12 protein-coding genes and 1 pseudogene are annotated in these 12951 nt (G+C 73.9%); 4 read left to right on the top strand and 9 right to left on the bottom strand.

What is annotated here, in order from left to right; all coding sequences use genetic code 11:
- Positions 1-268 (top strand): annotated as a pseudogene (locus ACYVPE_RS36865) (carbohydrate ABC transporter permease); the annotation flags it as partial.
- On the opposite strand, the gene ACYVPE_RS36860 reads toward ACYVPE_RS36865, so the two are convergent.
- A complete protein-coding gene (locus tag ACYVPE_RS36860; RefSeq protein WP_461038194.1) occupies positions 265-873 on the bottom strand; it encodes a class I SAM-dependent methyltransferase in 609 nt (202 codons plus the stop codon). The pseudogene ACYVPE_RS36865 and the gene ACYVPE_RS36860 overlap by 4 nt on opposite strands.
- A 107-nt stretch (positions 874-980) precedes the next feature.
- Here ACYVPE_RS36860 and ACYVPE_RS36855 point away from each other — a divergent pair, with 107 nt between their 5' ends.
- Positions 981-1526, top strand: a complete 546-nt coding sequence (locus tag ACYVPE_RS36855; RefSeq protein WP_461038193.1) for a GNAT family N-acetyltransferase — start codon at positions 981-983, stop codon at positions 1524-1526.
- Here ACYVPE_RS36855 and ACYVPE_RS36850 read toward each other — a convergent pair.
- The 8 genes from ACYVPE_RS36850 to ACYVPE_RS36815 form a co-directional block, all read right to left on the bottom strand.
- Entirely contained in the window at positions 1502-1780 is a 279-nt protein-coding gene (locus ACYVPE_RS36850) for a DUF2087 domain-containing protein (RefSeq protein WP_461038192.1), read from the bottom strand. The two genes, ACYVPE_RS36855 and ACYVPE_RS36850, sit on opposite strands and share 25 nt — an antisense overlap.
- A 110-nt stretch (positions 1781-1890) precedes the next feature.
- Positions 1891-3522, bottom strand: coding sequence for an ABC transporter ATP-binding protein (locus ACYVPE_RS36845; RefSeq protein WP_461038191.1), 1632 nt, complete (start codon positions 3520-3522; stop codon positions 1891-1893).
- A 2-nt stretch (positions 3523-3524) separates the two neighbouring features.
- A complete protein-coding gene (locus ACYVPE_RS36840; protein ID WP_461038190.1) occupies positions 3525-4679 on the bottom strand; it encodes a serine hydrolase domain-containing protein in 1155 nt (384 codons plus the stop codon).
- An 85-nt stretch (positions 4680-4764) separates the two neighbouring features.
- Positions 4765-5286: a GNAT family N-acetyltransferase gene (locus tag ACYVPE_RS36835; RefSeq protein ID WP_461038189.1), complete on the bottom strand. Its 522-nt coding sequence runs from the start codon at positions 5284-5286 to the stop codon at positions 4765-4767.
- Positions 5283-6452, bottom strand: coding sequence for an anhydro-N-acetylmuramic acid kinase (locus ACYVPE_RS36830; protein ID WP_461038188.1), 1170 nt, complete (start codon positions 6450-6452; stop codon positions 5283-5285). The genes ACYVPE_RS36835 and ACYVPE_RS36830 overlap by 4 nt, the downstream gene beginning before the upstream one ends.
- A complete protein-coding gene (locus ACYVPE_RS36825; RefSeq protein WP_461038187.1) occupies positions 6449-7342 on the bottom strand; it encodes an ABC transporter permease in 894 nt (297 codons plus the stop codon). The genes ACYVPE_RS36830 and ACYVPE_RS36825 overlap by 4 nt, the downstream gene beginning before the upstream one ends.
- Positions 7339-8310 (bottom strand): ABC transporter permease, encoded by a 972-nt coding sequence (locus tag ACYVPE_RS36820; RefSeq protein ID WP_461038186.1) that lies wholly within the window; start codon positions 8308-8310, stop codon positions 7339-7341. Before ACYVPE_RS36820 ends, ACYVPE_RS36825 begins: the two co-directional genes overlap by 4 nt.
- 70 nt (positions 8311-8380) lie before the next feature.
- On the bottom strand, positions 8381-9928 hold the full coding sequence (locus ACYVPE_RS36815; RefSeq protein WP_461038185.1) for an ABC transporter substrate-binding protein: 1548 nt from the start codon (positions 9926-9928) through the stop codon (positions 8381-8383).
- A 216-nt stretch (positions 9929-10144) separates the two neighbouring features.
- Here ACYVPE_RS36815 and ACYVPE_RS36810 point away from each other — a divergent pair, with 216 nt between their 5' ends.
- Together ACYVPE_RS36810 and ACYVPE_RS36805 are read left to right on the top strand one after the other, a co-directional pair.
- Entirely contained in the window at positions 10145-11047 is a 903-nt protein-coding gene (locus tag ACYVPE_RS36810; protein WP_461038184.1) for a MurR/RpiR family transcriptional regulator, read from the top strand.
- Positions 11044-12951: FAD-binding and (Fe-S)-binding domain-containing protein (locus ACYVPE_RS36805; protein ID WP_461038183.1), on the top strand; the 1908-nt coding region annotated here is incomplete at its 3' end. The genes ACYVPE_RS36810 and ACYVPE_RS36805, both read left to right, overlap by 4 nt.

Below are 12951 nucleotides of genomic sequence, written 5' to 3'. Positions count from 1 at the left end.
CCTCCCCCTCGCCGCCCCCGGCACCGCCACCGCCTCCCTCCTCGCCTTCGTCTTCAGCTGGAACAACTTCATGTTCGCGCTGATCTTCGCCGACGAGAGCACGCAGACCGTGCCGGTCACGATGTTCAACTTCATCTCCTACGCGGGCACCGACTGGGGCGGCCTGATGGCCGCCGCCAGCCTGATGACCGTGCCGGTGGTGCTGGCCGCCGTGTTCGGGCAGCGGTACCTGGTGGCCGGGCTGACGGCCGGCGCCAGCAAGGGCTAGGTTCCTGGCCTGGTGTAGACGAGGAGGTAGCGCCAGAAGAGGAGCCGGCGGACCCGGCAGCCGGGCAGCAGGTCGGCCGCCTGCCGGCGGATCTCGGGGAGCGGCAGTTCGGGCCTGGCGACCGGCGCCTTCGGCGGGGCCGGGCGGCCGCGCAGCCGGTCGCCGGCCCCGACCGCCAGGCGGGCGGCGGCGTTGGCCGGTACGGCGGCGAGGCTCGTGGCGTAGTCGGCGGCGGTCCGCTCCGGGTAGCAGCCGAGGATCGCCAGCACGCCGCCGGGCGCGAGGGCGTCCCGCAGCCTGGTCACGGTGTCGAACGGCACGTGGTGGATGCTGGCCAGGCAGGAGACGAAGTCGTAGTGCGCGGCCGGCAGTTCCATCGTGGTGACGTCGGCGTGGACGAAACGCGGGCCGCCGGGGCCCGAGTGGGCCTCGGCCGCCGCGATGACCTCGGCCGAGGGGTCGACGGCGTCCACCGCGAGACCACGCTCGGCGAGCCGCCCGGCGAACCGGCCTGTCCCGCAGCCGACGTCGAGCGCGCTGCGGGCGCCCGGCGGCAACTGCCGTAGCAGCAGCCGGTGGTAGTGGTCGTTGTGATCGAACGGCATCCGCCGAGCCTAAGCGCTCCGCTGGAAACGCCGCGACGGGCCGTCTGCCGCCCGCGGCGTCGTCGATCCGTGATATCCGGTGGCCCTCCGGCGGGACGGGGGACAGCATGGGCGCCATGAGGATCGGAACCGTGCGGACCGGCAGGCTGAGCCTGGTGCCGCTCGCCGTCGAGCACGCGGCGGAGATGGCCGAGGTGCTCGCCGACCCGGCCCTGCACGCCTTCACCGGCGGCGCCCCGCACTCTCCCGAGGCGCTGCGAGCCCGGTACGCGCGCCTGGTGGCCGGCTCGCCCGATCCCGCCGTGACCTGGTGGAACTGGGTGATCCGGCTCCGCGAGGCGAACCGCCTCACCGGGACGGTGCAGGCCACGCTCACCGCCGCCGAGCACGGGTCCTTCGCCGAGGTCGCGTGGGTGGTCGGCACCCCGTGGCAGGGGCGCGGCATCGCCACCGAGGCGGCACGTGGACTCGTCGGCTGGCTGGGGGAGCTGGGCGTGCGGGAGATCCGCGCACACGTCCATCCCGATCACCACGCGTCCGCCGCCGTCGCCGCCGCGGCGGGCCTGGCCCCCACCGACCGGTGGCAGGACGGCGAGATCAGGTGGGAGCTGACGCCCGAGGAACCGGGTCAGCCGCCGGGGGCCAACAGGTAGTGCCGGCCGTCGGGGCTCCTGGTCAGCCAGCCGTCGTCGACGAGGTAGCGGCGGAGCGCCGCGCAGTCGTCGTGCACCCGGAGCAGCGCCTCGTTGACCTCGCGCTCGTGGTAGGTGCGGCGCGGCTCGAAGAGGGTGTCGGCCAGATACTCCAGCAGCTGCCGACGCCGGGCCTGGCGGCGCGGAATCGCGATGAGCCGGCCGCTGGCGAACAGCGCCTGGACCCCGTGCGAGCCGCTCTGCTCGTCGCTCATCAAGTCCCCTTCGCGCGATGGATGTTCGGCGGCCAAGGGTGCCAGGGCCGCCGGCCGCCCGCATCCGGTTTTCGCCGCGGTCGGCCGGCTGGGCGTGCGCCGGTCGGCGGCTACGCCGCCGCCAGGCCGGCGCCCGGGATGGCGGCCAGCAGTTCACGGGTGTACTCGGTCTCCGGGGCCGCGAACAGCCGGTCCGGGGTGCCGCTCTCCACGATCCGGCCCGCGCGCATCACATGGACCCGGTGCGAGATCATCCGGACCACCGCCAGGTCGTGGCTGATGAACAGGTAGCTGAGGCCCAACTCGCGCTGGAGTTCGGCCAGCAGCTCCAGGATCTGCGCCTGCACCAGCACGTCGAGCGCCGAGACGGCCTCGTCGAGTACCACGAGGTCGGGGGAGAGGGCCAGCGCGCGGGCGATCGCCACCCGCTGCCGCTGGCCGCCGGACAGCTCGTGCGGCAGCCGCTCCGCCATCTCGGCCGGCAGCGCCACCTGGTCGAGCAGTTCGGTCACCCGCTTCGCCCGCTCCGCGGCCGTGCCGATCCGGTGCACCTTCAGCGGCTCGGCGATCGACCTGGCCACGGTGTAGCGGGGGTCGAGGGAGGCGTAGGGGTTCTGGAACACCGGCTGCACCCGGCGGCGGAGCGCGAACAGCTCCCGCCGGCCGAGCCTCGCCATGTCGGTGTCCTCGAACAGCACCTGCCCCGAGGTCGGGCGCTCCAGGCCGAGCAGCAGGTTGGCGGTGGTCGACTTGCCGGAGCCCGACTCGCCGACGATCGAGACGGTCTGGCCGCGCGGGATGGTGAACCCCACCCCGTCCACGGCGGTGAAACGATCCGTCACCCCGCGTCCCGGACTCCTGACCGGGAACACCTTGGTCAGGTCCCTGACCTCGACCAGGTCCCGGGCCTCGGGCTCCCGGGCGGTGGCCTTGACCAGTGTGGTGGAGGAGAGGCTGGGCGCCGCGTCGAGCAGCCGGCGGGTGTACTCGTGCCCGGGCGACGCCAGGATCCGGCCGGCCTCGCCCGACTCCACGATCTCGCCCCGGTACATCACCGCGACGGTGTCGGCGCGCTCGGCCGCCAGCCCGAGGTCGTGGGTGATGAGCACGACGCTGGTGCCCATCTCGTCGGTCAGCGCGTCCAGTTGGTCCAGGATGCGGCGCTGCACCGTGACGTCGAGCGCCGACGTCGGCTCGTCGGCGATCAGCAGCCTCGGCCGGCAGGCCAACCCCATCGCGATCAGGGCCCGTTGCCGCATGCCGCCGGAGAACTCGTGCGGATACTGGTCGGCCCGCCGCGCCGGATCCGGGATGCCGACGAGCTCCAGCAGCTCGACCACCCGCGCCCTGGCCGCCTTCCCGGCGGCGCGGCCGTGCACGATCAGCGCCTCGGCTATCTGGTCGCCGATCCGCATCAGCGGGTTCAGATTGGACATCGGGTCCTGCGGGACGAGACCGATCCCGGCGCCCCGCACCCGGACCATCTCCCGCTCGCTCAGCTCCGCCAGGTCCCGCCCCTCGAAGAGGATCCGGCCACCCGTGACCCGGCCACCGGGCGGCAGCAGCCGGTTGATGGCCGCGGCCGTCGTCGACTTGCCGGAACCCGACTCGCCGACCACGGCGACCGTCCGGCCGGCCGCCACCTCCAGCGAGACGCCCCGGACCGCGGGCACCTCCACGCCGCCCGAGCGGAAGGAGACCGAGAGGTCGCGGATGGACAGAACGGGGGTTGGGGTATCCATGGTCACCTGTTTCGGGTGGCGCGCGCAGCGCGCGGTGGTGCGGGGTGGGGCGAGGCGGAGCCGAGGGCGTCGCCGGCGGTCACGCGCGCCCGCGCCCACAGCTCCTCGGTCGGCACCGGCCGGCCAGGCGCCAGCAGCCGGCAGCTCGCCAGCGCGAGGCCGATCCCGCGGCCCGGCACGAAGCCGACCGCGCAACCGGTGAAGCCGGGATGGCCGAGCAGCGTCAGGCGTTCGGCGCCGACGGTCAACTCGTAGCGGCGGAAGCCGAGCGACTGGCCGGCGTCCGGTCCTGGCGCGAAGAACTCCTCGGCCACCTCGGGCCGCCACAGCCGGTCGTGCTCCCGGTAGTCCGCCAGCGCGGTCGCGAACCCGACCAGGTCGCCGAGCGGCGCGAACAGGCCGGCGTGGCCCGAGACGCCGCCGAGCGCGTGGTGCGCGTTGCCGTCGTTCGGCTCGCCGGTGACGGGCGTCCGCCGCCAGCGGCCGAAGTCGGCGGCGCGGAACGGCACCGGGTACGGGGTGCCGGTGTCCACCATGGCCAGTTCGACGTCGTCGCCGCGGGCGCTGGTCGCCACCTCGGTGCCGGCCGGCCGGCCGTAGCGGGTGGCGGACAGGCCGAGCGGCCGGGTCACCAGGTCGGCCAGGGCCGCCGCGAGCGGCTGCCCGGCGACCGCCTCGACCACCTGGCCGAGCAGCATGAACCCGAGGTCCGAGTAGTGGCGTTCGGTGCCGGGCGGGTAGCGGAGCGGCAGCCCGGCGGCGTGCCGCAGCGCCGCGTCCCGGTCGCCTCCGGTGGCCGCGTAGAGCGGCCACCACTCCCAGAGGCCGCCGCGGTGCAGCAGCAGATCGCGGACGCTCACCGCGTCCTTGGCGCCGCCGGCGAAGCCCGGCACCAGGCGGCACACCGGCTCGTCGAGGTCGACGAGCCGGTCGGAGACCAGCCGGAGCAGCGCCGTGGTGGTGGCCACCACCTTGGTCACCGAGGCCAGGTCGTGATGGGTGGCCGTGGTCATCGGCGCGCCGTCCGGCGACCGGGAGCCGGCGGCCAGCTCGACGCCGAGGCCCGGCGCGTGCAGCGCCAACGCGGCGCCGGGCGGCCGGCTCTCGTGCGGCGCCGCGTCGAGCAGCTGCCGCACGGTCGGCAGCGGCGCGTTCACGACGCGGCTCCCCGGCGGGGCCAGCGGCCGCCGCCGGCTCCCCGCCGAGGCGGCCGACCGGCCCGCGGGCCGGGGTGATTCACCGTCACGGCGTCGCCTCCGGAGTGGCGGCCAGCTCGCGGGTCAGCCGTACCTCGGGCTCGCCGAACTCCTCCTGGACGCGCGTCGCGCCGTCCGGACGCCAGCCCTGGCGGCGGTAGAAGGCCAGCGAAGGGGCGTTGTCGCGGAACGCCCACAGCTCGGCGCGGTCGGCGCCGCCCGCGCGCAGCGCGCCCGTGGCGGCCGAGAGCAGGGCGGCGCCGACGCCCAGGCCCTGGGCGGCGGGCGCGACGTAGAGCGAGTGGATCAGGCCCGTGCCGCCGTCGCCCGCCGGCGCGAAGCGGGTCACGCCGCGCACCTCGCCGCCCGCCGCCGCCGCGACCAGCACCTCGCCAGGCGCGCCGGCGGCCAACGCCCCGCGCCAGAGCGCGAGGGCGCGCTCCCGGGTCATCGCGGCCACCAGCGCCGGCGGCAGCACCGCCGGGTAGCTCTCCTGCCAGCAGCCGAGGAAGACCGCGACGACCCCGTCGAGGTCGGCGGCGGTCGCGGGGCGGGGCGTCGGCGTCACCGGCTGCTCAGGGTCAGCGCCTCGGGCGGCGCGGCCGGCGGCGCCGGCAGCGCCAGCGGACCGGCGCCCGGGGTGAGGCTGCCGAGCACCCGCGCCCCGCGGGCGGCGGCGCCGCCCGCCACGGTGCCGGGCACCACGTGCGCGGTGCACCAGCCGATCAGCGCGAAGGCGATGGCCTCCTTCGCGTCGGCCGGCGCGCCGAACTCGTCGGTCGTCGACAGCCGGACGCCGGGCAGCGCCGCCCGCAGCCCGTCGAGCAGCACCGGGTTGTGGCAGCCACCGCCCGAGGCCACCAGGGCGTCGACGCCGGCGGCCAGCACGTCGCGGGCCACCGTGCGGACCGTCAGCTCGGTGAGGGTGGCCACCAGGTCGGCGGACGTCGACTCGACGCCGGCCGAGGCCACGGCGCGCGTCGTGTAGTCGCCGTGGAAGTGCTCCTTGCCGGTGCTCTTCGGCGCCGGCAGCAGGTAGTAGGGGTCGTCGAGCAGCACCGCGAGCAGCCGCTCGTCCACCGTGCCCGACGCGGCGATCCGGCCGCCCGCGTCGTAGCCGGCCGGGTGCAGGCCGGCCGCCACCACGGCCGCGTCGATCAGCGCGTTGGCCGGGCCGATGTCGTAGGCGTAGAGGTCGGAAGAACCGCGCAGCACCGTCATGTTGGCGATGCCGCCCAGGTTGAGCGCGGCCGGGGTGCCGCCGAGCCCGGCGAGCAGCAGCCGGTCCAGGTAGGAGACCAGCGGCGCGCCGTGCCCGCCGGCCGCGACGTCCCTGGCCCGGACGTCCGAGAGCACCGGCACGCCGGTCAGCTCGGCGATCCAGGCCGGCTGCCCGATCTGCAGGGTGCCCAGGGCCCGGCCGCCCTCCACCCAGTGGAAGACGGTCTGCCCGTGCGACACGATCAGGTCGACCGGGCCCGCCGCCTCGATCGCGGCCGCGGCGGCCGCCGCGAACTCCTGCCCGATCAGGGTGTCGAGCTCGCACATCTCGGCGAGGCTGGTGGCGGCCGGCGGCAGCGCCGCGATCAGCCGCTTGCGCAGCCGGTCCTGGTAGGGGGTGCTCGCGGTGTACTCCACCGCGCCGTGCAGCTCCCCGCCCGTCGAGGTGAACTCGACGAGCGCGGCGTCGATCCCGTCGTGCGAGGTGCCGGAGATCATGCCAAGAACCCTCATCGGGCGCGTCCTCCTCGGTTTCGTGGGTCAAGCGCGTCACGCAGGCCGTCGCCCAACAGGTTGAGGCCGACGACCAGGAGGACGACCGCGATGCCCGGCGCGATCATCGTCCAGGGGGCGATCTCCACCAGCGTGCGCGCCTCGAAGATCATCGAGCCGAGCGACGCGGCGGGCGGCGGGGTGCCCAGGCCAAGGAAGCTCAGGCTGGCCTCGGTCAGCACCGCCCAGGAGAGCGAGAGCGTCACCTGCACGATCACGATCGACCCGATGTTGGGCAGCACGTGCCGGAAGAGGATCCCGAGCCGACCCTGCCCGATGCTGGTGGCGGCCTTCACGTACTCGATCTCGCGCAGCGACAGCACCGGGCCGCGGGTGACCCGGACGAAGATCGGCGCGTAGACGACGGCGATGGCGACCGCGACGGTGAACCAGTTGCGGTCGAACACCGAGGCCAGCGCCAGGGCGAGCAGCAGCGGCGGGAACGCGAACAGCACGTTGGTGAGGCCGCCGATCGCCGTGTCCGTGAAGCCACGGAAGAAGCCGGCGACCAGGCCGCCCAGGGTGCCGACCACGGTGGCCAGCGTCACCGCCACCACCGCGATCAGCACGGAGCTGCCGACCCCGGCGGCCACCCGGGAGAACACGTCCCGGCCGAACTGGTCGGTGCCGAAGAGGTGTTCGCCGGACGGCGACAGCAGCCGGTTCGGCGGGTCCTGGGCCACCGGGTCGTAGGGCAGCAGCCCCGTGAAGGACAGCAGCCCGGCGACGGTGAGCAGCGCGACGAGCACCAGACCGACGACGCCGCTCGGGCTGCGCAGCACCGCGCGCAGCCGGCCGGCCCGCCGCGCGGCGGGCACCGCGAGCGGGGCGGTACGCGTGAGGTCGGTCATGCGGCACGCACCCTCGGGTCGATCAGCCGGTAGGCCAGGTCGGTCAGCAGGTTGACGAGGACGAAGGCGGCGGCGATCACCAGCACCGTGGACTGCACCAGCGCGTAGTCCTTCTGCTGGATGCCGAGCAGCACCTGCCGGCCGATGCCAGGCACCGAGAACACCTGCTCCACCACCACGGCCCCGCCCAGCAGATAGCCGAACTGGAGCCCCACCATGGTGACGATCGGCACCAGCGCGTTGCCCAGCACGTGCCGCACCTGGAGCCGGCGGGCGCCCACGCCCTTGGCGCGCGCCGTGCGGACGAAGTCGTTGGAGCGGACCTCGAGCACCGCCGTCCTGGTGGTGCGCATGATCGGCGCGGCGATGCCGAAGCCGAGCACCAGCGAGGGCAGCAGCATCTGCTGGAGGTTCAGCGCCGGATCCTCGAACAGCGGCGCGAACGCCTGGCCGTTGGGGTTGAAGCCGAAGTCGGAGGCCAGCACCGAGAGCAGCGTGGTGGCCAGCAGGAACGCCGGGATGGACAGGCCGGCCAGACCCACCAGCTGACCCGCGGCGTCGCGCGGCGAGTCGGGCCTCGACGCGGACAGCATGCCGAGCGGGATGCCGATGAGCAGCGCGAGCAGGATGGCGAGCAGCGCGAGCTCGAAGGTGACCGGCAGCGAGCGCAACGTCAGGTCGAGGACGCTCTCGTGGGAGCGCGTCGAGTAACCCAGGTTGCCGGTCAGCAGGTTGCCGAGCCACGAGAAGAACTGGAGCACCAGCGGCTGGTCGATGCCGTAGTACGCCTCCAGGTCACTCCGCTGCGCGGGGGTGAGCGCCGCGGCCTCGGTGCCGAGGGCGGCCGTGATCTGGTCGCCAGGGATGGCGCGCAGCAGCACGAAGACGAAGACGGCGACGCCGAGCAGGGTCGCCAGGGCGGCGGCGGCCCGCCGGGTGACGGGGTGGTGGGTCAGGGTGCGGAGCATGGTTACGCGGATCTTTCCCGCCGCGGCGGGCGGCGCCCGGCTGGCCCGGACACCACCCCCCGCCGCAGACCTAGGAGGTGAGGGCCGTCGTGCGGAGGAACCGCAGGGAGCCGTTGGGCATCGGCGTGAAGCCCTGCACCGACGAGGTCAACGCCGTGTAGCTGTAGCTGGTGAACATCCAGATCCAGGCCGCGTTCTCCTCCAGGTGGGCGGAGATCTGGCGGTAGATCTCGCGGCGCTCCTCCGGGTCCTCGATGGAGCGGCCCTCGGCGAAGAGCTCGTCGAGCTCGGGGGAGCTGTAGCCGGCCACCGCGTTCAGGTTGCCGTCGCTGGTGAAGTACCGGCCGTACATGCCGTTCGGGTCGGGGTTGCCGCCGTTCAGCGCGACCGCCGCCTCGAAGTCGCCCGCCACCCAGCGGTCGACGTAGGCACCGGACTCCAGGACCTCGAGCTCCAGGGTGATGCCGGCCTCGGCCAGCTGCGCCTGGATGTTCTGCGCCTCGTTCACCGAGGTGGCGTACTCGCCCTGGGAGACGATGGCGTCGATCGTGACGTTCGACCTGCCCGAGTCGGCCAGGTACTCGGCGGCCCGGTCCAGGTCGCGCTCGGGGCACGGGCGGGCCTGCGGGTCGGAGCGGAAGGCGGGGGAGGTGACGGGACCCGTGACCTCGCCCTCGCCGAGCGCGGCGGTGTCAAGCACCTGCTGCCGGTCGATGGCGCACTGCACGGCGAGCCGCACGTTGACGTCCTCCAGGTCGCCGCGGCGCGCGTTGAGCATCAGGGCGTGGTAGCTGAGCTGCGCCGTGGAGTCCACCGTGACCTCGCCGGACTCGGCGGTCTGGGCGACCAGCGGGTCGTCGAAGACGGCCATCTGCACGTTGCCCGACTGGAGCGCGGAGACGATCGCCGACTCGTCGGGGATCACCCGGAACTCGAGGCCGGCGAGACCCGCCGGGTAGCCCCAGAACTCCTCGTTCCGCACCAGCGTGATCGACTGGCTCGACACCCGGTTGTCGAAGGTGAAGGGGCCGGTGCCGTTGGGCTGGCTGTTCAGCTCCTCCTCGGTGTCGTCGGAGGAGAGGATCGCCATGTTGACGGAGGCCAGGTTGGCCGGCAACGAGGCGTCGGGGCTCGACAGGTTGAGCTGGACGGTGTGCTCGTCGGGCGCCTCCACGGACTCCACGGCCGCCAGCGAGGTGGCCGCGACGGCGGCCGTCGCCTCGTCCTTGATGCTCTCCAGCGAGAACACCACGTCCGCGGAGTCCAGGGCGCTGCCGTCCTGGAAGGTGACGCCCTCGCGCAGGAAGAAGGTGAGGGTCAGGCTGTCGTCCGAGGTCTCCCACTCCTCGGCGATGCCCGGCACCACCGTCATGTCCGAGTCGAGCTCCGTCAGCGAGCCGTAGATGTTCTCCAGCACGTTGACCGCCTGGAACTGGGTGGCCTTCCAGGGGAACAACGTGTCGGGGTCCGAGGTGACGCCGATAACCAGGTCGCCGCCGGCCGGCCCGGTGCCCTCGGACGAGCCGGAGTCCGAGCAGCCGGCGAGCACGAGCGAGAGGGCCGTGGCCCCGCTCAGCGTCGCCAGGGTGCTGCGGGCTATCCGCGTTCTGTGTGACATGGGATTCCTCAAAGCTGTGGGTGGTACTCAGCCGCGCACGGTATCGGGCGACGTCCGGAGCGTGACACCAAGGCGCCTGTGCAGCGGAGCTGTCAGAAACTTACCTTCAAGAAATCGCTGGTGTAAATATGTTCCCCGTACAGCCTTGCGAGTTGGGCTCGGACCGCTAGCGTGGGCCGGCGCGCGCCGAAGGGCGCCGGACAGGAAGGAACGAGCGTGGGCGATGAAGCCACTGAACGGCCGGACTCCAGAACGGTGTTGGTGCGGATGCGGGCGGCACTGCCGTCGCTCCGCCCCTCCGAGCGACGCATCGCGCAGGCGTTCCTGGACAACCCGGCCGATTCGGCGCGGCTCTCCATGGCCGACCTCGCCGAGCGCTGCGGCACCTCGCCGACCTCCGTGGTCCGCTTCTACCGCCGCATCGGCTACGCGCACTACCGGGACCTGCGCATCGACGTGGCGCGCGAGGCCACCCGCGAGAAGCTGGCCCACGCCGACCTGCCCGCCGTCTCCGGCGACATAGACCGCGACGACACCCTGGACCAGATCATCTCCAAGGTGGCGATGAACGAGACGCTGTCGATAGCCGACACCATGAACACCCTCGACCGGCGGGCCCTCGCCCGGGCCGTCGAACTGGTCGCCGGTGCCCGGCGGATCGACGGCTTCGGCGTCGGCGCCAGCTCCTTCGTCAGCCTCGACCTCCAGCACAAGCTGGTCAGGATCGGCCGCACCGCGCTCAACTGGCGCGATCCGCACGCCGCCAGGACGGCCGCGGCCACCCTCGACGGCTCCTGCGTCGCCATCGCCATCTCGCACTCCGGAACCACCATCGACACCGTCGAGTTCGTCACCATCGCCCGCCAGGCGGGCGCCACGACCGTCGCCATCACCAACCACGGGCGGTCACCGCTCGGCGAGGTGGCCGACGTGGTGCTGACCACCGCCGCCCGGGAGACCAGGTTCCGCTCCGGGGCGCTCGGAAGCAGGATCGCGCAACTCATGGTCGTCGACTGCCTTTTCACCGGAGTGGCGCAAAGCTCGTACGACGCCTCCATGGCGGCGTTGCGCAACACCTACGCCGCCGTTCACTACCGCACCGTGGACGAGAACCGATGACCACCACGAGCATCCGGGCGCTCGACCGGCTCGCCGCCGCGCACGACGCCTCCCACTACCTGCTGGTGCCCGCCGAGGTGGCCACCCCGCGCGACGTCGGCGAGGTCGCCGCCCTGCTGCGCTCCGCCACCGAACGCGGCCTGCCGCTCACCTTCCGCTCCGGCGGCACCAGCCTCAGCGGCCAGGGCGTCACCGAGGGCCTGCTGGCCGACACCCGCCGGCACTTCAAGGGCGTCGAGGTCCTGGACGACGGCGCCCTGGTGCGCGCCCAGCCGGGCGCCACCGTCCGCCAGGTCAACGCCCGCCTCGCCAGGCACGGTCGGAAGCTCGGCCCCGACCCGGCCAGCGAGATCGCCTGCACCGTCGGCGGCGTCGTCGCCAACAACTCGAGCGGCATGGCCTGCGGCACCGAGCACAACACCTACCGCACCCTGCACTCGCTGGTCGCCGTGCTGCCCGGCGGCACCGTGGTCGACACCGGCGCGCCCGACGCGGACGCCAGGCTGCTGGCCGCCGAGCCCGAGCTGTACGCCGGCCTCGCCGCGCTCCGCGACCGGGTGCGCGGCAACCCGGAGTCGGTGCGCCTCATCCGGCGGCAGTTCGCCATCAAGAACACCATGGGCTACGGCGTCAACGCCTACCTCGACCACGACCGCCCGGCCGACATCCTCGCCCACCTGCTGGTCGGCAGCGAGGGCACGCTCGGCTTCGTCGCCGAGGCCACCTTCCGCACCGTGCCCGCCCTGCCGCACGCCGCCACCGGGTTCGCGGTCTTCCCCACCCTGGCCGCCGCCACCGCCGCGCTGCCCGCGCTCACCGGCGCCGGCCTCGCCACCATCGAGCTGATGGACGCCACCTCGCTGCGGCTCGCCCAGGCCGAACGCGACCCCGCCGCCGCCCTCGCCGCGCTGCCGCCGGCCACCGAACACGCCGCGTTCCTCATCGAGTTCCTCGGCGCCGACGAGGCCGCCGTGGCCGCCGCCAGGGCCGCGGCCGAGCCGCTGCTCGCCGACCTCGACGTCGTCGCGCCGCTCGCCCTCACCGGCGACCCCCGCGAGCGGGCCGCCCTCTGGCAGGTCAGGAAGGGCCTCTACACCACCGTCGCCGGCGCCCGGCCCGCCGGCACCACCGCGCTCCTGGAGGACATCGCCGTCCCCGTGCCGGCGCTGCTCGACACCTGCGAGCGGCTGACCGCGCTGTTCGCCGAACACGGCTACCCGGAGAGCGTGATCTTCGGCCACGCCAAGGACGGCAACATCCACTTCATGCTCAGCGAGCGATTCGAGGAGCCCGCGGCCCTCGACCGCTACCGCCGCTTCACCGACGACCTGGTGGACCTGGTGCTCGGCAACGACGGCACCCTCAAGGCCGAACACGGCACCGGGCGCATCATGGCCCCCTTCGTCCGCCGCCAGTACGGCGACGAACTGTACGAGGTGATGCGCGAGACCAAGCGGCTGTTCGACCCGGCCGGGGTGCTCAACCCCGGCGTGGTGCTCACCGACCTCCCCGACGCCCACCTGCGCGACATCAAGCGGGCCCCGGCCGTCGAGGAGGAGGTCGACCGCTGCGTCGAGTGCGGCTACTGCGAGCCCGCCTGCCCCTCCCGCGACCTCACCCTGACGCCGCGCCAGCGCATCGCGCTCCGCCGCGAGGCCCGCGCCGCCGAGGAGGCCGGCGACACGGCGCTCCTCGCCGAGCTGGAGCGGGACTACGCCTACGACGGCGTGGACACCTGCGCCGTCGACGGCATGTGCCAGGTCGCCTGCCCGGTGCGGATCAACACCGGCGAACTGGTGCTGCGGCTGCGCGCCGAGCGGTCCCGCCCGCTGGAGCGCGCCGGCTGGAACCTCGCCGCCGGGCACTGGGGCGGGGCGGCCGGCGCCGGCGGCGCCGCGCTCTCG

This window comes from Streptomyces mayteni (assembly GCF_054783955.1).
Note: the sequence above shows the minus strand (reverse complement) of the source record. Positions and strands in the feature narration are given on the sequence as shown.

Excerpts from the sequence above, each read along its gene's own strand:
- ACYVPE_RS36820 (WP_461038186.1), bottom strand. The coding sequence starts at position 8,310 with ATGCTCCGCACCCTGACCCACCACCCCGTCACCCGGCGGGCCGCCGCC.
- ACYVPE_RS36845 (WP_461038191.1), bottom strand. The coding sequence starts at position 3,522 with ATGGATACCCCAACCCCCGTTCTGTCCATCCGCGACCTCTCGGTCTCC.
- ACYVPE_RS36815 (WP_461038185.1), bottom strand. The coding sequence starts at position 9,928 with ATGTCACACAGAACGCGGATAGCCCGCAGCACCCTGGCGACGCTGAGC.
- ACYVPE_RS36825 (WP_461038187.1), bottom strand. The coding sequence starts at position 7,342 with ATGACCGACCTCACGCGTACCGCCCCGCTCGCGGTGCCCGCCGCGCGG.
- ACYVPE_RS36830 (WP_461038188.1), bottom strand. The coding sequence starts at position 6,452 with ATGAGGGTTCTTGGCATGATCTCCGGCACCTCGCACGACGGGATCGAC.
- ACYVPE_RS36850 (WP_461038192.1), bottom strand. The coding sequence starts at position 1,780 with ATGAGCGACGAGCAGAGCGGCTCGCACGGGGTCCAGGCGCTGTTCGCC.
- ACYVPE_RS36855 (WP_461038193.1), top strand. The coding sequence starts at position 981 with ATGGGCGCCATGAGGATCGGAACCGTGCGGACCGGCAGGCTGAGCCTG.
- ACYVPE_RS36860 (WP_461038194.1), bottom strand. The coding sequence starts at position 873 with ATGCCGTTCGATCACAACGACCACTACCACCGGCTGCTGCTACGGCAG.